Raw genomic sequence first — 18195 nt, forward strand, 5'->3', positions numbered from 1 at the left:
GATTTCCATGAGTGATTGGGCAAAAGGCGCTTGGTTTTCCCCCATGGCAGTCGTTTTACCCTCCCTCTCGCCGCGCTTTCGCCGCCTTGGCCCTGCTGCCACGCTGTTCAGCGGGCTGGGAATCGCGCTTGCCGTGGCCTTGTCCGTAGTCGGGGTAGAGCGTCTGATCGCCCAGATCGAGGCGGATCGCGGGATCATTCCGGTGGCCAGCACTTCGGACATCGAGATTGCCGGGATCGAAGTGAACACCACCGGAAAGACGGCTGAGGAAGCCCGCCTGAACGGCTGGCAGGAAGCCGCGCGCAAGGCCTGGAAGCAGGCGGGCGGCCCGGACATCAGCGACAGCCAGCTTCAGGCGATGGTCGCCGCCGTGGTGATCGAGCGGGAAGAGATCGGCCCGCGCCGCTATTTCGCGCGGCTCAGCGTCGTGTTCGATCGCGCCCGCGCGGGGCAGTTCATCGGCGGGAACAGCGGCGATACCAGCGGCATTCCGCGTTCGGCCCCGCTGCTGATCGTGCCGGTGCTGCATTCGGGCGGAGTGGCGCAGGTCTATGAGATCAAGGGGCCGTGGCAGCGCGCCTGGGCTGAATTCCGCGCTGGCGCCAGCCCGGTCGACTATGTGCGTCCGGTCGGGTCCGGTGGCGATTCGCTGCTGATCACGGCGGGCCAGCCCGAACGTCGCAGCCGTGCCTGGTGGCGCAACGTGCTGGACCAATTTGGCGCGGCGGACGTCATCATGCCCGAGGCGCGGCTGGAGCGGCAATGGCCCGGCGGCCCGGTGCGCGGTACTTTCACGGCGCGTTACGGCCCGGACAATACCTTCCTGGATAGCTTCGTCCTGACCGCCAATGACGAGGCGGGTCTGCCCAAGATGCTGAACGATGCCGTGGCGCGGCTGGACCAGATCTACGCCCGCGCGCTGGCCGATGGTCGGCTCAAGCCGGACAGCACCTTGAACGTCAGCCAGGGGATCGATCCTGCTTTGGCCGCCCTGATCGCTGCGGGGCAGAGCGCGGAAGCTGCCGCACCCGATGCCGCTGCCAGTGCCACGCCAAGCGCTGCGCCGACGGTGGCCGCTCCGGTCGAGACGCGGACCTTTACGGTGCAGTTCGCATCGCCCGATGCGGCTGCGGTCGATGCGGCGCTGGGCGCGGTGCGGTCAGCCCCGGGGGTGCGCGGCGCGGCGACGACCAGCCTTGCCATGGGCGGTACATCGGTCATGCGGGTGACGGTTGAGGGCGATCTCAACAGCCTGGCCGATGCCCTGCGCGCGCGCGGCTATCGCGTCACGGTGGGCACCAACGCGCTTTCGATCCGGCGCTGAGGGCATGAGCCAGATTGTCCTTCCCCTGAACGTCGGCAGCGCCGCGCCCAGCCGGATCGTGATCGGCAATGCCAACCGCGCGGCGCTCGAAGCGCTGCAAGTGGCGCAGACCTGGCCGTTTCGCACGGCGATCCTGTTCGGGCCGCCGCGTTCGGCCAAGTCGCTGATCGCGCGCTGGTTCATGGAAAGCGGCGCGGGCGAAGCCATCGACGATGCCCCGCAAATGGACGAAACCGAACTGTTCCACCGCTGGAACCGCGCCCAGGAAAACGGCACGCCCTTGCTGCTCACGGCGACGGGCGGAGAAGGGGAGTGGCGCATCGCCTTGCCGGATCTCGCCTCCCGCCTGGGGGCAGCGCTGCACTTGCAGATCGGCACGCCGGACGATGAGATGCTGGGCGAACTGATCCTGCTCCACGCCGAACAGCGCGGGCTGGCCCTGGGGCCGGACGCCGTGTCCTATCTTGTGCCGCGCGCTGAGCGTTCCCATATCGGAGCCGAGCGGCTGGTGGCCACGATCGATCGCATCAGCCTGGAACGAAAAGCGCCGCCCAGCCAGGGAATCTGGCGCGAGGCACTGGACGAAGTGATGGGACCCAGCGAGCCGCGCTTGCTTTGACGCGCTGTTTGGGGGACAATGGGGATACGATGCTGGAAGACCTGACCCGCTATCTGGATTCCGTGGTCGCCCGCGATCCCAGCCCCCGCTCGCGCTGGGAAGTGCTGATGTTCCCCGGCGTCTGGGCTCTCGGCCTCCACCGCGTGGCACACTGGCTGTTCGAAGCGCAGCTGTTCCTGCTGGCCCGGCTGGTGAACACGTTCAGCCGTTTCATGACCGCGATCGACATTCATCCGGGCGCCAAGATCGGGCGCAATTTCTTCATCGACCACGGCTTTGTCGTGATTGGCGAAACGGCGGAAATTGGGGACAATGTCACCATGTACCAGGGCAGCACCCTGGGCGGCACCAATCCCACCAATGGCATAGGCGGCAAACGGCATCCCACCATCGGGGACGGTGTGATCGTCAGCCTGGGTGCGGCGATCCTTGGCCCGATCCACGTCGGCGCAGGTGCCCGCATCGGTGCCAATGCGGTGGTGACCAAGGACGTGCCGGAAGGGGCGACCATGATCGGGATACCGGCCAAGGCCACCCTGGTCGAAGTGAAGCCGGAAACCCAAAGCTTCGTCCCCTATGGCACGCCATGCAGCGAACGCTTTGATCCGGCCACGCAAAAGCTGGAAATCCTGCAATGCCAGATGCAGATCATGCAAAAGCAGCTGGACGAGCTGCTGAAAGAGCGTGACGAACTCCTCGCCAAGCAAGGCGGCACTGGCAAGGGCAAGGCCAAAACGGCTTGAGCGGAACGGTTACGCCTTTCCCCATCCAGGCCGTCCGGCCGACGCAGGTGGGGTTCACGCGCGAAGAACTGCAACGAATCCTGGACCTCTATGGCCGCATGGTCGCCGCCGGGGAATGGCGCGACTACGCGATGGATTTTGACCGCGAGGCAGCGGTCTTCTCTGCCTTCCGCCGCGCTGCCGAGCGCCCCGTGGCCCGTATCGAAAAACGTCCCGCCTTGCGCAGCAAGCAGGGCATGTGGGCGCTGATCGGGGAAGCGGGCCAGGTGCTCAAGCGCGGGCATGAATTGCCGGGCGTGCTTTCCCCGCTGGAGCGCAAGCTGGTCAAGCTGGTGGACTAAGCCGCCGTCGTCTCGGCGGCGATGGCTTATTTGGCCAGCGATTGCGCGCGTTCCAAGTGCTTTTTCAGAGTCGGCAGGGTCTTGCGCGCAAAGTCCGCCACGGCGGCGTTCTGGGTGTCCTTGGCCGCGGTTTCGAACTTGGTGATCGTCTTCTGGTGCTCTTCGACCATGAAGCGGGTGAACTCCTTGTCAAAATCCGCGCCGGTCAGCCCCTCAAGTTTCGCATATTCCGCGTCTGCTTCGGGATTGGTGGAGTTCGTCCGGGCAAGGCCCGCGCTGGTCGCCAGGGTGAGCGCCTCGGCACCGGCCTTGCCGTGATCGTTGACCAGCATCGTGCCATAGTCCTTCACGGCCTTGCTCGACCCCTTTTCAGCGGCAAGCCGTCCGAACTTCATCTCGCTGTTGTTGCCCCTGATCGCATCGAGCAGGAACGCCTCTGCCGCGCTGCCCGCAGTGACGGCCGCATCGCTGGCCATGGCCCCATTGCTGCTCAGGTCACCCGAACCGTCGGCCACGGAAGTAGCCTCGGCCGTTGCGGCCTTGTCGTCCCGGTCATTGGAACAGGCCGCGACGGAGAAACAGAAGGCGGACATGGCGCTGAGGATCACGAAGGGACGGTAGGACATGGCGTGGAACTCCTGAATGTTCCGTCCACAACCCATCGCAGGCCGGGTTCGTTCCCGGTCGAGAAAATACGGCGATGATGCAGGAGAGGTGGTTCCGTGTGGAACCCTTGGCTGGGGCGGCAGGATTCGAACCTGCGAATGCCGGTACCAAAAACCGGTGCCTTACCACTTGGCGACGCCCCAGCGGGAGCGCGGCCTATAGAAAGGCCGCGCGGGGTTGGGAAGGGGTAATCTTAGGCAGGATCGGTGTTTTCAACCTTGTCGAAGTCCGCTGCCGAATGCCGTTCCGGCATCTTGGCGGTGTTGACGATCCGGCCGCGCTGGACGGCCGGGCGTTCCTTGATCTCTTCCACCCAGCGGCCCACCGCTTCGTATTGATCGAGCTGCAGAAATTCGCGCGTATTGCCATAGGCGTTGCCCGCGTAGAGGTTGCCCAGCCAGGGGAAAGCCGCCATGTCGGCAATGGTGTAGTCATCGCCGCCCAGGAAGCGGGCTTCCTTCAGCCGGTTATTGGCCACGTCGAACAGGCGCTTGGTTTCCATCGCGTAGCGGTTGATCGCATATTCGATCTTCACCGGGGCATAGTGATAGAAGTGGCCATAACCGCCGCCAATGAACGGCGCGCTGCCCATCTGCCACATCAGCCAGCACAGCACTTCGGCCCGCGCGGCGGGGTCTTGCGGGATGAAGGCGCCGAACTTGTCCGCCAGGTGCAGCAGCATCGCGCCGCTTTCGAACAGGCGGATCGGCTTGTCCCCGCTGCGGTCCAGCATGGCCGGGATCTTGCTGTTGGGGTTGAGCGCGACAAAGCCCGAACCGAACTGGTCGCCCTGGCCGATGTTGATCATCCAGGCATCGTATTCCGCACCGGAATGCCCAGCTTCCAGCAGCTCCTCCAGCATGATCGTGACCTTCTGGCCGTTGGGCGTGCCGAGCGAATAGACCTGGAAGGGATGCTGCCCGACGGGAAGTTCCTTTTCCTGCTGGGCGCCCGCCGTGGGTCGGTTGATGCTGGCAAAGGGGCCGCCGTTGCCCGGGTCCCAGGTCCATACCGCAGGGGGCGTATATTCGGCATCGGCCATGGTGCATTTCCTCAATTCGGTTGGTCGTTGCCCCTTGAATGCGGGCTATGCCGCGCCTTCGCAAGGGGCAATTGGCGGCGCACGATTGCCTTTATGGGCAGAATGGCTAGGCATGGGCCATGTCCAAACGCACCCTTGTTGCCGCAGCCCTTGCTGCGCTGTCCTTCGCCGTCCCCGCCGCCGCCCAGGAACCGATCAGCGAGGCTGGCCTGATCCAGACCGTCCGCACCATGACCGACGACTGGTTCCAGGGCCGCGCCCCCGGAACCATCGGGGAAGAGCGGACCATTGGCTATCTGATCGGGCGGTTTCAGGCGCTGGGGCTGGAACCGGGCGGGCCGGACGGACAGTGGATCCAGAAGGTGCCGCTGCTCCACACCCGGCTGGGCGCGCCGCAGCAGCTGGAACTGGCGACACCGCAGGGCAAGGTCCCGCTCAAGCTGGGAACCGACATCTACCTTTCCACGCTGCGCAACGATGCCGTGGCTACGGTTGCCTCTGCTCCGCTGGTCTTTGTCGGCTATGGCGTGACCGCGCCGGAACGCAAATGGGACGATTTCAAGGGCCAGGACCTGAAGGGCAAGGTCGCGGTATTCCTGATCAACGATCCCGACTTCGAAGCGGCCAAGGGTGAAGCGGTCGCGGGCAAGTTCGGCGGCAAGGCCATGACCTATTACGGCCGCTGGACCTACAAGTTCGAGGAAGCGGCAAGACGCGGGGCCGTGGCGGCGCTGATCGTCCACGATGCCGAAGGGGTCGGCTACGGCTGGAATGTCATCACCAGCCCGGGCGGTGAAAACTATGGCCTGGTGCGCAAGGACGGCAGCCAGACCAGCCTGGCCGTGCAGGGCTGGGTCAGCCACGAGCAGGGCGACCGCCTGTTTGCCAGCGCGGGGCTTGACCTGAAGAAGCTGCGCGTTGCGGCGCGCTCGGCGAAGTTCCGCCCGGTGGAACTGAAGGGCGTGACGCTTTCCGCCGCGATCCCGAACGCGCCCGAAGTCATCACCAGCCACAACGTCCTGGCCAGGCTGCCCGGCAGCGAGCGGCCGGATGAAGTGATCATGTTCGGCGCTCACTGGGACGCTTATGGAGAGGGCAAGCCTGATGCCCAGGGCCGTATCTACCGCGCCGGCGCGAATGACGACGCGCTTGGCATTGCCGCGCTGCTGGAAATCGCCGGACAGATGAAGTCCGCTCCCGCTCCCAAGCGCAGCGTGGTTTTCGCCGCCTGGACGGCGGAAGAGCGCGGGCTGCTGGGGTCAGAAGCCTATGCGGTCGATCCGGTCTATCCGATGGCCAAGACGGTCGCCAACCTGACCGTCGACGTGCTGCAAACCGCAGGCAAGGCGCGCGACGTGGTGCTGATCGGCAAGGGCCAGTCCAGCATGGAGGACGAACTCGCGGCCTTTGCGGCGAACCAAGGCCGGACGGTGACGCCGGAGAACCTGCCCGAACGCGGCCTGTTCTACCGCGCGGACCACTTCTCCTTCGCCAAGCGCGGCGTTCCGGTGCTGCTGATGATGAGCCTGGCTGGCGCTTCGGACCTGGTCGAGGGCGGCCGTGCCGGGGGGCAGGCGTGGATCGATGATTACACCGGGCGCTGCTATCACCAGGCCTGCGATGCCTGGGACCGGAACTGGAAAATGGCTGGCGCGGTGCAGGACATCGAACTGCTGCGCGACATCGGTTGGGACCTGGCCAATTCAAACCGCTGGCCGGTATGGAAACCGGGCAGCGAATTCGCCGCAGCGCGGGGCAAGGTGGGGCAGTAGCGAGGGCCTGAACGAATCCGTTCGTGGTGAGGAGGTCCTGAAATCGAAGATTGAAGGACCATCTCGAACCACAGCGCTTTACGCGGTCCTTCGAGACAGCGCTTCAGCCTGCGGCTTCAGCACCTCCTCAGGACGAACGGACTTTCGGGTCGCCAAACCCCGCTCAGGCTGAGCTTGTCGAAGCCGGATCGGGCGCGGCTTGATCCAGGTTGGAAACACCTGTCCTTTCTGCCATCTGCCCTTTGTCCAGCGATCGGCTTAGACCGCGTGGATGCACGATCTCGCGTCATCTGCGCGATTCACCAGCCACCCTTCTGAGTCGCCCGCCGCTTTGGTTTCCGCTCTTTCGGGCCACCACACCGTTCTTGTTACCGGGGGTACCGGCTTTGTCGGTAGCCGGCTCATCGAGGCACTGCTGGACGCGGGCCATTATGCCATCGTTCTGTCGCGCAAGCCTGGGAGTGCGGCGGTTCCGGGCAAGGCCTGGACGGTCGGGACGCTCGACGAGATTCCTGGCGATACGCGCGTCGATGCCATTGTGAACCTGGCCGGAGAGCCGATTGCGGACGGCCTGTGGACCGCAGCAAAGCGGCGGCGGATCATCACCTCGCGGCTCGACATGATCGGCGCCTGCCTGAAGCTTATCCAGCGCCTCATTGCCCGCCCCAAGGTCTTCGTCACGGCCAGCGCCATCGGTTGGTACGGGATTCGCGGGGACGAGGCCCTGGACGAAAGCAGCGACGGCGCTCCCTGCTTCTCGCGCGATGTTTGCCTGGCGATCGAAGACGCTGCCGAGCGGGTCGAAGCGACAGGACTGCGCACCGTGCGCTTGCGGATCGGGCTGGTGCTGGACCGCGCAGGCGGATTGCTGGGGCGGATGCTGATGCCGTTCAAGCTGGGACTGGGCGGTCCCTTTGGCCGGGGCCAGCACTGGATGAGCTGGATCCACCGTGACGACCTGATCCGCCTGATTTCCCACTGCATTGCGCATCCGGACCTTAGCGGCCCGATCAACGGCACCGCCCCGCAGCCGGTCCGCAACCGCGAATTCGTCCGCAGCCTGGGCAAGGCGCTGCGCCGTCCCGCAGTGATCCCGGTTCCGGCGCTCCCCTTGAAACTGGTGCTGGGGCAATTTGCCGAGGAATTGCTGCTGGGGGGCCAGCGGGTCCACCCGGTCCGGGCCGAGGCGAGCGGCTTTGCCTTTCGCTACGCCGATCTGGACGAGGCGCTGGAAGCCATCCTCGCCCGGCGCTGAGCGGAACCGGCAAGGAGCGCTGGCGTTGCGGGTTAATGCCGTCAGACCCGTCCGCTCGCCTGGTTTTCGTTGATGACAGCCTGCCGGGCATAACGCGCCGCCGCGCGGGCAAGGGCTGGCGCTATTTTGACGCAGCCGGGTTGCCCGTTGCGGACCGCGCCGAAGTGGCGCGACTCAATTCCGTGGCGCTGCCACCGGCCTATCGCGATGCCTGGTTTTGCCCGGCGCCGAACGGCCACATCCTTGCCACCGGGATCGATGACAAGGGGCGCAAGCAATACCGCTACCACCCCGATTTCCGCGCCGCGCGGGAAGCCGAGAAGTTCGACGGCTGCGTTGCATTCGGCAAGCTGCTGCCACTGGTCCGGCAGCGGGTGGAAGCGGATCTGGCGGGGACTGCCCTGACGCTGGAGCGGGCGGTCGCCTCTGTCGTCCGCTTGCTCGATACCGGCGGTATCCGGGTGGGGAACGAAGCCTATGCCAAGGCGAACCGCAGCTTTGGCGCAACCACGCTGCGGATGCGCCACGCTGAACTGAAAGGGCAGACCCTGCGTCTGCGGTTCCGGGCCAAGAGCGGCAAGGACTGCGTCATGAAGATCACTGACCGCAGTCTGGCCCGCTTCGTCAAGCGGATGCAGGATCTGCCTGGGCAGAACCTGTTCCAGTATCTTGACGATAAGGGCGAACCCCGACCGGTCACGTCGGGCGACGTGAATGCCTATTTGCGCGAAACGATGGGCGAAGACTTTACCGCCAAGCATTTCCGCACCTGGCACGCCAGCGTCCTCGCCTTTGAACTGCTGGCAGGAGCCAGGGAGCGGCTGGGCCTCAAGCCGGTGCTGGAAGAGGTCAGTCAGAGGCTCTCAAACACCCCGGCCATTGCGCGAAAAAGCTACGTCCACCCCGAAGTGATCGCGCTGGTCGAACGGCAGGAGGAATGGCGCAAGGCCCTGGTCCTGCCGCGCAAGTCGCGTTGGCTATCGCGGGCCGAACGCGGGCTGATCGCGTTTCTCGAGGAGCGGGCGTGAGAGCGCATTGGCTCTCACCCTTTGATGCAAGACGCCGCTCAGGCTGAGCTTGTCGAAGCCGGATTGCCGAACGTCACCCTTCGACAGGCTCAGGGTGAGCGGGGCGGGGCATCCGAGAGCCGGTCCAGCCTGCCTCAGCCGGATTTCCTACCCGATGCGGTGCACCCAGCCGTGGCTGTCGGCCGCTTCCCCGCGCTGGATGGCAGTGAGGCGTGCTTTCAGCTTGCCGGTGACCTGGCCGGGACCGCCCGAACCAATGGTGAATTCGCCGTCCTTGCCCGCAACCTTGCCGACCGGGGTGACCACGGCTGCCGTACCGCAAGCGAAGACTTCTACGAGGTTGCCCGATGCAGCATCGGCGCGCCACTGGTCCAGGCTGTAGCGGTCTTCGCGGACGGTCAGCCCTTCCTCGCGGGCCAGCTGGATCAGGCTGTCGCGGGTGATGCCGGGCAGGATCGTGCCGGTCAGCGGCGGGGTCGACAGGCTGCCATCGGCGAAGGCGAAGAACAGGTTCATGCCGCCCAGTTCCTCGATCCAGCGGTGCTCTGCCGCGTCGAGGAACAGCACCTGGTCGTGCCCCTTGGCAAAGGCTTCGGCGGTCGGCACCAGGCTGGCGGCATAGTTGCCACCACACTTGGCCGCGCCGGTGCCGCCGGGGGCCGCGCGGGTGTAATCCGATACCCAGATCGAAACGGCCGGAGCGCCCGACTTGAAGTAATTGCCCGCCGGGCTGGCGATGACGATGAACTTGTAAGCCTTGGCCGGACGCACGCCCAGGAAAGCTTCGGTCGCGATCATGAAGGGACGCAGGTAGAGCGAGCCGCCTTCAACCGTGGGGAACCAGGCCTTGTCCGCCCGCACCAGTTCCTCGATCGCGCTGACGAACATTTCCTCCGGCAGTTCCGGCATGGCCAGCCGCTTGGCCGACGCGTTGAAGCGCGCCGCGTTCGCCTGGGGCCGGAACAGCGCCATCGAGCCATCGGGATGGCGATAGGCTTTCAGCCCTTCAAAGATTTCCTGCGCATAGTGCAGCACGGACGCTGCTGGATCGAGCGGGATCGGGCCATAGGGCGCGACCGTGGGATTGTGCCAGCCGGCGTCCTCGCTCCAGTCAATCGTGACCATGTGGTCGGTAAAACGGCTGCCGAAACCGGGGTTCGCCACAATCTCGGCCCGCACGTCGTCTGCCACCGGGGAAGGGTGGGGCAAGTGCGTGAACTGGGTCCGGGATTCGGCGATTGTCGCCATGGGCTTCGATCCTTCTGTTACGGAGCGCGCGCATTGAACGAAAATTACCTTCGGTGCAAGCGCAGAGTAATAAATGAAAAGGGCTTATTTCGCTTTCCTGCATAGCGTGAATTGCCGTGCAGGCCAAGCGGGAGCGGGCCGGAGAAGTGGGGAGGCGCCAGACGCAGGTGCAAAAATGAGAAGGCCCGCCCTGGCTAAGCCAGAAGCGGGCCTTCACATGGTCAGCGGCCGGAAGTGCCGCTCACGAAGCCTTTATCGCGAAATCGAAACTCAGCGATAATGCTCCATAACGCGGATCACCGACCTCCCTGCTGAACCATGAGACATCGGTCACCTCCTTTCGCGCTGTTGAGCCAAAACGCTTCCGGCTGGAAGCTGGGGCCGATCCGCCCGGAGGCGAACCGTCCTTGTCCCTAGGTGTGAATCATTCGCGCGAAATCAACAAGTCTTGCATTGATTTTTTTCGCTGCCAGAATCCGCCACTTCCGCTGCCGGTTTCAAGTTCTCCACAGGCGCGAAAAATCCTTTAGCGGCAATCTTCGACGACGCGGCTGATTTCAGGCCAGCTCGGCAGGTAGAGCGTTTCCTGCCCCGCCGTTTCCAGAGCGAATCGTCCGCGTGAAAAGGCGATTGCGTCGAGCAGGGTATCCGATGCCGCGATCGGCACGACCAGCCAGCCATTGGCGGGGAAGGATGGATCGCTCAGCAGCGGTCTGCGCGTGAACGTGGTGGAAAGTGCCATGGGCAGGGCGGTTGCAGCGGCGCCAGTCCGCGCCAGCAATACGCGGCCTTGCACGCGGTCGCAGCTGAGCGTCACCATTGCGGCCCCGCTCGTGCCCGAGAAGGTCGCGGTGGAGCGCCCGCCGACCATGCCCCAGGTCCAGGTGCCGGGAGTCTGCATTGCATCGCGCCAGTCAGCGGGCGGCTGAGGCAGTGGGGCAGGCTGGATCGGGCGCGGCTTCGTCGCGACCGGCGCGGGGGCCGGAGCGGGGCGAGGGGCGGCGCAGGCGGCCAGGGCCAGCGACAACAGGACAAGGGGAGCAATTGCCTTCACGCCCCTTCTATGGAAGGAGCCGCGACGATGAGCAAGGCACCGAAAATCCGGGTCGATCAGCTGCTGGTCGAGCGCGGCCACGCCGAAAGCCGCACCCGCGCGCAGGCGCTGGTGCTGGCAGGCACCGTCTTTTCCGGGGGAACCAAGATTGCCAAGCCGGGCCAGACCCTGCCTGCCGATGCCCCGCTGGAAGTGCGCGGGCGCGACCATCCGTGGGTTTCGCGCGGCGGGATCAAGCTGGCTCATGCCATCGAAGCGTTCGATCTCGATCCATCCGGCGTGACCGCGATGGATATCGGCAGTTCGACCGGCGGTTTTACCGACGTCCTGCTGAGCAAGGGTGCGGCGCACGTCTTCGCGGTCGATTCGGGGACGAACCAGCTGGCCTGGAAACTGCGGCAGGACCCGCGCGTCACCGTGCTGGAACAGACCAGTGCCCGCGTGCTGACGCCGGACCTGATCACGGCGCCCTGTTCGTGGGTGGTCTGCGATGCCAGCTTCATCTCGCTGGCCAAAGTGCTGGACGTGCCGCTGAAACTGGCCGCGCCGCGCTGCCAGCTGGTTGCCCTGATCAAGCCCCAGTTCGAAGTGGGCCGCGCCGAAGTGGGCAAGGGCGGCGTGGTTCGCGATCCCGCGCTGCATCAGCGCGTCTGCGACGAGGTGCGCGGCTGGCTGGAGGGTCTCGATTGGCAGGTCCAGGGAATCGTGGAAAGCCCGATCAAGGGACCGGAAGGCAATGTCGAGTTTCTGATCTCTGCCACCCGCGGATTCTGACGGATTGCAACGGGGACAGCCTCTCGTCAGTATCATGCGGAAATTGCGCACTGATTCGAGGTTCCGGCAATGACTGAACTTGCTTCGCCCGGCCAATTGCGGGCCTCTCTTCTGCGCTGGTCGCTGTTTCTTGCACCGCTGTTGCTTTTGCTGGGCACGCTTTCGGGCATGATGTCGGGCAGCGGTGGCAACAATTACTGGTTTGCCGGACTGGAAAAGCCCGCGATCTATCCGCCGCCCGCCACGTTCGGGATTGTCTGGACGATCCTTTACTTGCTGATGGGCATTGCTCTCGCCATGGTCGTCACTGCGCGTGGAGCCCCGGGACGGGGTCTCGCCATTGCGATTTTCGTGGTGCAGTTCCTGCTCAACCTGGCCTGGTCGCCGGTGTTCTTCGGGATGCAGTTGCTGGTTCCCGGGTTCTATCTGCTGCTGGCAATCGACGTCGCCGTGCTGCTGACCGTCGTGCTGTTTTACCGCGTCCGGCCGCTCGCCGCCTGGCTCCTTGTGCCCTACCTGGCCTGGGTGCTGTTCGCGGCAGTGCTGAACTGGCAGTTCGTCCAGGCCAATCCGGAAGAGGCTGCCGGTGCGCAAGTGGCGCTCGCCTCTTGATCCCGGCGGCGCAAAGGCCCATTTAGCCGCCATGCAGAGCGAAAACCCCCTGATCGCCGATATTGCCAAGCTGCTGAACAGCGCGGCTGGAACCGTTGCCGGTATGGGCCGCGAAGCCCGCGATGCGGCGCGCGAACGCGTGAAGGAAGGGCTGGGCGGCCTCGATTTCGTCAGCCGCGAGGAATTCGACACGGTCAAGCTGATGGCTGCCAAGGCGCGCGAAGAAAACGAAGCGCTCAAGGCCCGGATTGAAGCGCTTGAGGCGGCTCTGAACGCAAAGTAGTAGGCGTTTCCGCCGCACTCTATCCCGCCGCAGAGAATTCTCCCTTTCAGTTGCGCTCCCTGCGCAATCCCTTCACACCGTGCCGATGCAGCTTCGTGCGTCCGCTCTTGTTTGTGCTTGCCGTCCGCATGGTGAAACGGCGGTCATTGCGCGGCTGCTGACCGAGCAGCACGGCATGGTCGCCTGCTATGTGGCCGGAGGCCGCGGCAGGCAGCTGCGGCCCGTGCTGATCCCTGGCAACCTGGTGGATGCCGATGTCCGCTCGAAGAGCGAAACGCAGCTGCCCTTCGGCAAGATCGAGCTGCTCGACAGCCGGGCGCCCTGGCTGGCCGAGCCGCTTCCGGCTGCGGCGATTGGCTGGGTTACGGCGCTGACCACGGCTGCCTTGCCCGAACGGCACCCCTATCCTTCGTTGTTCGAGGCCCTGTCCGCACTACTCACCGCAATTTGTCACGCGCCTTCCGCGCGGGGCTGGCTACCGGGTCTGATTGCCTATGAATCCTTGCTCTTGCGGGAACTTGGCTATGGCGGAGCGCCCCCCGATCCGGCCGCTGGACTGGCCGAGTTCGACGCCCAGGGGCAGCGGCTGGAGCGGTACTTGCTTGCAGATCGGCACGGCAATGTTATGGGCGCGCGCGCCATCCTGCGTGAGCGGCTGGCACGGATGGGCTGACTACATTGGGGTGTTGCTAAGATGAAGATTGCGGTTCTCGCCGGTGACGGCATCGGCCCCGAAGTGACCCGCGAAGCGGTGCGCGTGCTGGAAGCGCTGAATCTGCCCGGTCTGGAACTGGTGACGGCCGATGTCGGCGGCGCGGCCTACAAGCTGCATGGCCACCCGCTCCCGCCCGAAACGCTGGAAGTGGCCCGCAATTCCGATGCGATCCTGTTCGGTGCCGTAGGCGATCCGGATTGCGACAATCTGGAGCGCCACTTGCGCCCGGAACAGGCGATCCTGGGCCTGCGCAAGGAGCTGGGCCTGTTTGCCAACCTGCGTCCGGCCAAGCTGTTTGCCGGTCTGGAAGATGCCTCGGCCCTGCGCCCCGAAGTGGCCAGCGCGATTGACCTGCTGATCGTCCGCGAACTGAACGGCGACGTCTATTTCGGTGAAAAGGGCATTCGCACCCTGCCGGATGGCCGCCGCCAGGGCTGGGACATGATGGCCTATGCCGAGGACGAGGTGCGCCGCATCGCTCATGTCGGCTTCCGCGCCGCGATGGGCCGCAAGAAGAAGCTCTGCTCGGTCGACAAGGCCAACGTGCTGGAAACCAGCCAGGTGTGGCGCGACGTGGTGATCGAAGTGGCGGCGGAATATCCCGAAGTCGAACTCAGTCACATGTATGTCGACAATGCCGCGATGCAGCTGGTGCGCAATCCCGGCCAGTTCGACGTGATCGTCACAGGCAACCTGTTTGGCGATATCCTGTCCGACCAAGCCAGCATGTGCGTCGGCTCGATCGGGCTGCTCGCCTCGGCCTCGCTCAGCGAAGGCAGGCAGGGCCTGTATGAGCCGATCCACGGTTCAGCCCCGGACATTGCCGGCAAGGGTCTGGCCAATCCGATGGCAACGGTCCTTTCCGCTGCCATGCTGCTGCGCCACTCGCTGGGGCTGGAGGCCGAAGCGGCGCGGATCGAGGCTGCCGTTGCCAAGGCCCTGGCCGATGGCGTGCGCGGCGGCGATCTGGGCGGAAACCTGGGCACCGTTGCAATTGGCGACGCGATTGTCGAAAGACTGTAATCATGACCCTACGGCTTGGCGTTGTCCTTCCCACCTATAACGAGCGCAAGAACCTGCGCGGCATGATCCAGCGGCTGGACAAGGCGCTGGCCGGCATCCCGTGGGAAGCGATCATCGTCGATGACAACAGCCCCGATGGCACTTCGGATGAAGCGCGCGCGATTGCCCAGGAAGACGGCCGGGTCCGCGTGATCCAGCGGATTGGTCGGCGTGGACTGTCCTCTGCCGCAATCGAGGGAATGTGCGCTACGGCAGCACCCGTTGTCGCGGTGATGGACGCCGATCACCAGCACGATCCCGAACTGCTGCCCGGAATGCTCGCCGCCATCGAAAGCGGCGAATACGACCTGTCCTATGCCAGCCGCTTTGCCGAAGGGGCGAGCACCGAGGAGTGGGGCCGGCCCGACCGGGTCAAGGCTTCCAACCTGGCCAACCGCATCGCCAACAAGGTGACGGGCGTCGAACTGACCGATCCGATGAGCGGCTATTTCATGCTCAAGTCCGAAGTGCTGCGCGCTGACGCGCACCGCCTGTCCGGCGTCGGCTTCAAGATCCTGCTCGACATTCTGGCTACGGTCGAAGCGCCGCTGCGGATCAAGGAAGTGCCGATGAATTTCGCTGCGCGCGCCGAGGGCGAATCCAAGCTGGACCGGACCGTGGTGTTCGAATTCCTGGTCGGCCTGTACGACAAGTGGCTGGGCCGCTGGATCCCCACGCGCTTTGCCCTGTTCGGCACGATTGGCGGGCTGGGCGTTGTGGTCCACATGGCCGTTCTCGCGGTGGTGCTGAACCTGTTCGGCGAAGCGCTGCGGGTCAGCCACTATCCCAAGGAAACCGCCTTCATCGTCGGCCAGACGACGGCGGCGCTGGTGGCGATGACGTTCAACTTCGTGCTGAACAACGAGCTGACCTATGCCGACAAGCGGCTGCGAGGGTTCGTTCCGCTGCTGACCGGCTGGGTGCGATTCCTGCTGACCTGCGCGTTCGGCCTGCTCGCCAATATCGGCGCAGCGACCGCGCTGGTGCGGCTGGGCTTTAACCCTTACCCGGCCGCGATTGTCGGGATCGTACTGGGTTCGGTCTGGAACTTCGCTCTGTCGAGCAAGTTCGTCTGGGGCAAATATTGAGCCCTGTCGCGGGCGTTGTTTAATCCGCCCTGGATTGCTTCGCTACGCTCGCAATGACGACATCAGGTTCGTCATTGCGAGGAGCATAGCGACGAAGCAATCCAGGGCGAAACAGCCCCGCTGTTAACTACGCCTCCACCGGCTCACCGACAAAGCCGGGCCAGGTCTTCATGTAGCTGACGAAGGCCTCGCCCAGGCCTTCGGCGCGCAGGTGCGCTTCGCTGACCGGGTTCTTGACCGAGGCAAAGCCGTCGTCCGCGACGCAGCGGGCAGCGAAATCGTGGTGCAGGATTGCGCCCCGTCCGATCAGGACAAAGTCCGCCCCGGCGTCCAGACAGGCCTGGACCTTGGCGGCATCCATGATCTTGCCCGCCACGCCCAGGCGGGTGTTTCCGCGCGGCAGGGCGGTGAAGTGCGAGATCAGCGGCGCTGCGCCTTCCGCTTCGCCTACTGGGGCCTTGAAGCAATCCCACAGCGACATATCCAGGTAGTCCAGCTTGCCCCCTTCCATCACTTCCTGGGCCAGGGCCTTCGCCTCGGCAAAGTCGATGTTGAAGCGTTCCGGCGACAGGCGCAGGCCGACCTGGAAATCGGCGCGGGTCGCGGCGCGCACGCCGTCGATCACTTCCAGGAGCAGCCGCTTGCGGTTTTCAAAGCTGCCGCCGTAGCGATCCTCGCGCCGGTTGTTTTCGGCATCGAGGAACTGGGCCAGGACATAGCCATGGGCGCCGTGGATCTCCACACCGTCGAACCCGGCCTTTTCGGCGCGGACGGCTGCAGCGATGAAATCGTCGCGCAGCTGCTCGACCTCGGCAGTGGACAGGGCGCGGGTACCGGTTTCGGCGTCTTCGAACGGGCCCTGAGGCGCTTCGCCGATCACGTCGCGCGGGCTGCGCATTCCGGCGTGGTGAAGCTGGACCGAGGATACCGCGCCGTTCTCGCGCAGCCTGGTCGCCAGTTCGGTCAGGCGCGGCAAGTGGTCATCGGACCAGATGCCAAGCTGGCCCGGAAAGCCCTGGCCCTGCCGCTGAACATGAGCGGCGGCGGTCATGACCAGGCCAAAACCGCCCTTGGCCCGCATGGTCAGCCAGTGGATCTCGTCATCCGACAGGGTGCCATCGGCATGGCTTTGCAGGTTGGTCAGCGGCGCGAGCATCATGCGGTTCTTCAGCGCAGGGCCGCGCGCAAAGGTCAGCGGTTGGCGGCAATCGGTCATGTCTGGAAACTCCCCCTCAATATGTCGGATCAGCGCCAGCTTGGCAGCCACATCCAGAATTCGAAACTTGGCCGTCCGCAGCACAGCGGCAGGGCCGAGATGATCGGATAGAACACGGCGAACATAACCACGCTCAGGCCGATGCCAATGGGCAAAAGCAGCCGCCAGCGATTTGGCTGCCGTCCCGCCTCGTCCAGCGCCAGGGCCAGGATCGCCATCAGGAAGGTGCTGGGCAGGAGGTAGTGATAGAGGAACTGCACCGGCTTGCCTGAGGTCGCCCAGAACAGCAGGGTGACCAGATAGAGCGTGACGAAGGCCAGCAGGTCCAGGCGCCGACGCCGCAGCGCCTCGATCACCGCCCACACCAGCGCGACCAGCCCGGCCAGCATGGTGAAGGGATTGCCGATCAGGACAATGCCGCGCTGTGCCCCTTCGACCTCCTTGTAGAGGTACCAGATCGCCCGCCAGTTGCCGGCCCACTGGTACCAGACCGAGCGGTAGGGATGGGGTTTCTTCACGCTGTCCTGCAGCATCAGCATATGCTTGTGCCAGGCAATCGGATCCCACGGATTGACCGGGCGCGCAGCCCAGTGGAATGCCGGCCAGAAGGTTGTCCAATAGACCGCAAGGGGGACCAGGCCCAGCCACAGGCCCGCCTCGATCAGGCTGATGCCGGGTACCGGTCCTCCGCTGCGTGCCCACAGGAAGCGCCAGCCATTGTCGCGCAGCTTCAGCGCCAGGAAGGCGAGGCCCGGCAGGAGCAGCGCCGGGGCGACCGACCATTTTGAGCCGAGCGCCAGGCCCATCAGCACGCCTGTCAGCGCCAGCCGCCAGCGGCCTTGCCTCGGCAAGCGGATGGCCGCCGCCAGTTGCCAGCCGGCCAGCATGGTCAGCGCGGCCATGGTCATGTCGAGCATGGCGATGCGGCTGTGAATGAACCAGAAGAAATCCGTGGCCAGCAGCACGCCCGCCAGCACGGTCGCCCGGGCATTGCCGCTGGCGAACCAGACGATGCGGGTAAAGGCAAACAGGCCCAGCGCTCCGCCCAGGGCAGAGGGGATGCGCCAGTTCAGCGGCCTGTCACCCAGCCATTCGATGGCCAGCGACAGCACGGTCTTGGCGAACATCGGGTGTTCGGGATTGACCCGGATGTGGTCCAGCTGCTTGCGCGCCGCGTTGACGTAGTGGACCTCGTCAAAATAGATTTCATGCGGGACCGCCAGCCGCCACCAGACCAGCGCGAGGAAGAATATCGCGATGGTCCCGCACCAGAGGGCTGGATCGTGATCTCTGGTAAAGCGGGCCTGCATGACGTCCGGATTATCTGCGGCGGCAGGGCGGTGCAATGGTTTG

Annotated in this window: 19 protein-coding genes and 1 tRNA gene; 13 read left to right on the forward strand and 7 right to left on the reverse strand. The window is 65.0% G+C overall.

The genetic code is table 11. The features are described from left to right. Positions 1-43 precede the first annotated feature (43 nt). Genes ACQKOE_RS00135 through ACQKOE_RS00150 form a run of 4 tightly spaced genes read left to right on the forward strand, consistent with a single transcriptional unit; the run spans position 44 to position 3027 of the window. Positions 44-1324, forward strand: a complete 1281-nt coding sequence (locus ACQKOE_RS00135; protein WP_427511032.1) for a heavy-metal-associated domain-containing protein — start codon at positions 44-46, stop codon at positions 1322-1324. A 4-nt stretch (positions 1325-1328) separates the two neighbouring features. Further along, positions 1329-1943, forward strand: coding sequence for an ATPase (locus ACQKOE_RS00140; protein ID WP_427511033.1), 615 nt, complete (start codon positions 1329-1331; stop codon positions 1941-1943). A 29-nt stretch (positions 1944-1972) separates the two neighbouring features. Next, positions 1973-2686: a serine O-acetyltransferase EpsC gene (epsC, locus tag ACQKOE_RS00145; RefSeq protein ID WP_374591140.1), complete on the forward strand. Its 714-nt coding sequence runs from the start codon at positions 1973-1975 to the stop codon at positions 2684-2686. Next, a complete protein-coding gene (locus tag ACQKOE_RS00150) occupies positions 2683-3027 on the forward strand; it encodes a DUF2794 domain-containing protein (protein ID WP_374591143.1) in 345 nt (114 codons plus the stop codon). The genes epsC and ACQKOE_RS00150 overlap by 4 nt, the downstream gene beginning before the upstream one ends. Positions 3028-3053: 26 nt before the next feature. On the opposite strand, the gene ACQKOE_RS00155 is transcribed toward ACQKOE_RS00150, so the two are convergent. The 3 genes from ACQKOE_RS00155 to yghU all read right to left on the reverse strand — a co-directional run bounded on the left by ACQKOE_RS00155 (position 3054) and on the right by yghU (position 4735). Beyond that, the gene (locus ACQKOE_RS00155; protein ID WP_427511034.1) at positions 3054-3653 is read right to left on the reverse strand and encodes a DUF4142 domain-containing protein; all 600 of its coding nucleotides are present in this window, start codon (positions 3651-3653) and stop codon (positions 3054-3056) included. Between the two features lie 108 nt (positions 3654-3761). Beyond that, positions 3762-3836: transfer RNA gene (locus tag ACQKOE_RS00160), tRNA-Gln, on the reverse strand. A 50-nt stretch (positions 3837-3886) separates the two neighbouring features. Beyond that, positions 3887-4735 carry a glutathione-dependent disulfide-bond oxidoreductase gene (yghU, locus tag ACQKOE_RS00165; protein WP_427511035.1) on the reverse strand — a complete coding sequence of 283 codons (849 nt, stop codon included), beginning with the start codon at positions 4733-4735 and terminating at the stop codon, positions 3887-3889. Positions 4736-4854: 119 nt separating this feature from the next. On the opposite strand from yghU, the gene ACQKOE_RS00170 reads away from it, so the two are divergent. From ACQKOE_RS00170 to ACQKOE_RS00180, 3 genes are all read left to right on the forward strand, one after another. Beyond that, positions 4855-6507 (forward strand): M20/M25/M40 family metallo-hydrolase, encoded by a 1653-nt coding sequence (locus ACQKOE_RS00170; RefSeq protein WP_427511036.1) that lies wholly within the window; start codon positions 4855-4857, stop codon positions 6505-6507. A 271-nt stretch (positions 6508-6778) separates the two neighbouring features. Next, positions 6779-7762 carry a TIGR01777 family oxidoreductase gene (locus tag ACQKOE_RS00175; RefSeq protein ID WP_427511037.1) on the forward strand — a complete coding sequence of 328 codons (984 nt, stop codon included), beginning with the start codon at positions 6779-6781 and terminating at the stop codon, positions 7760-7762. Between the two features lie 35 nt (positions 7763-7797). Then, positions 7798-8790 carry a DNA topoisomerase IB gene (locus ACQKOE_RS00180; protein ID WP_427511038.1) on the forward strand — a complete coding sequence of 331 codons (993 nt, stop codon included), beginning with the start codon at positions 7798-7800 and terminating at the stop codon, positions 8788-8790. A gap of 147 nt (positions 8791-8937) precedes the next feature. Here ACQKOE_RS00180 and ACQKOE_RS00185 read toward each other — a convergent pair whose 3' ends face one another. Next, on the reverse strand, positions 8938-10038 hold the full coding sequence (locus ACQKOE_RS00185; RefSeq protein ID WP_427511039.1) for a branched-chain amino acid aminotransferase: 1101 nt from the start codon (positions 10036-10038) through the stop codon (positions 8938-8940). Between the two features lie 526 nt (positions 10039-10564). Next, on the reverse strand, positions 10565-11092 hold the full coding sequence (locus ACQKOE_RS00190) for a hypothetical protein (protein ID WP_427511040.1): 528 nt from the start codon (positions 11090-11092) through the stop codon (positions 10565-10567). 27 nt (positions 11093-11119) lie between these two features. Here ACQKOE_RS00190 and ACQKOE_RS00195 point away from each other — a divergent pair, with 27 nt between their 5' ends. The 6 genes from ACQKOE_RS00195 (at position 11120) to ACQKOE_RS00220 (ending at position 15626) form a co-directional block, all read left to right on the forward strand. Further along, the gene (locus ACQKOE_RS00195) at positions 11120-11866 is read left to right on the forward strand and encodes a TlyA family RNA methyltransferase (protein ID WP_427511041.1); all 747 of its coding nucleotides are present in this window, start codon (positions 11120-11122) and stop codon (positions 11864-11866) included. 69 nt (positions 11867-11935) lie between these two features. After that, positions 11936-12478, forward strand: coding sequence for a TspO/MBR family protein (locus tag ACQKOE_RS00200; RefSeq protein WP_427511042.1), 543 nt, complete (start codon positions 11936-11938; stop codon positions 12476-12478). A 31-nt stretch (positions 12479-12509) separates the two neighbouring features. Beyond that, a complete protein-coding gene (locus ACQKOE_RS00205; RefSeq protein ID WP_427511043.1) occupies positions 12510-12761 on the forward strand; it encodes an accessory factor UbiK family protein in 252 nt (83 codons plus the stop codon). An 85-nt stretch (positions 12762-12846) separates the two neighbouring features. After that, complete coding sequence (gene recO, locus ACQKOE_RS00210) at positions 12847-13434, forward strand: DNA repair protein RecO (protein ID WP_427511044.1); 588 nt, start codon at positions 12847-12849, stop codon at positions 13432-13434. A 21-nt stretch (positions 13435-13455) separates the two neighbouring features. After that, on the forward strand, positions 13456-14499 hold the full coding sequence (gene leuB, locus ACQKOE_RS00215) for a 3-isopropylmalate dehydrogenase (RefSeq protein ID WP_427511045.1): 1044 nt from the start codon (positions 13456-13458) through the stop codon (positions 14497-14499). A 2-nt stretch (positions 14500-14501) separates the two neighbouring features. Continuing rightward, positions 14502-15626: a glycosyltransferase gene (locus ACQKOE_RS00220; RefSeq protein ID WP_427511046.1), complete on the forward strand. Its 1125-nt coding sequence runs from the start codon at positions 14502-14504 to the stop codon at positions 15624-15626. A gap of 127 nt (positions 15627-15753) precedes the next feature. Here ACQKOE_RS00220 and ACQKOE_RS00225 read toward each other — a convergent pair whose 3' ends face one another. Next, entirely contained in the window at positions 15754-16842 is a 1089-nt protein-coding gene (locus ACQKOE_RS00225; protein ID WP_427511047.1) for an NADH:flavin oxidoreductase, read from the reverse strand. A gap of 29 nt (positions 16843-16871) precedes the next feature. Next, a complete protein-coding gene (locus ACQKOE_RS00230) occupies positions 16872-18152 on the reverse strand; it encodes a phospholipid carrier-dependent glycosyltransferase (protein ID WP_427511048.1) in 1281 nt (426 codons plus the stop codon). Positions 18153-18195 lie beyond the last annotated feature (43 nt).

The organism is Novosphingobium sp. NPDC080210 (genome assembly GCF_050281025.1).
Taxonomy (GTDB): domain Bacteria; phylum Pseudomonadota; class Alphaproteobacteria; order Sphingomonadales; family Sphingomonadaceae; genus Novosphingobium.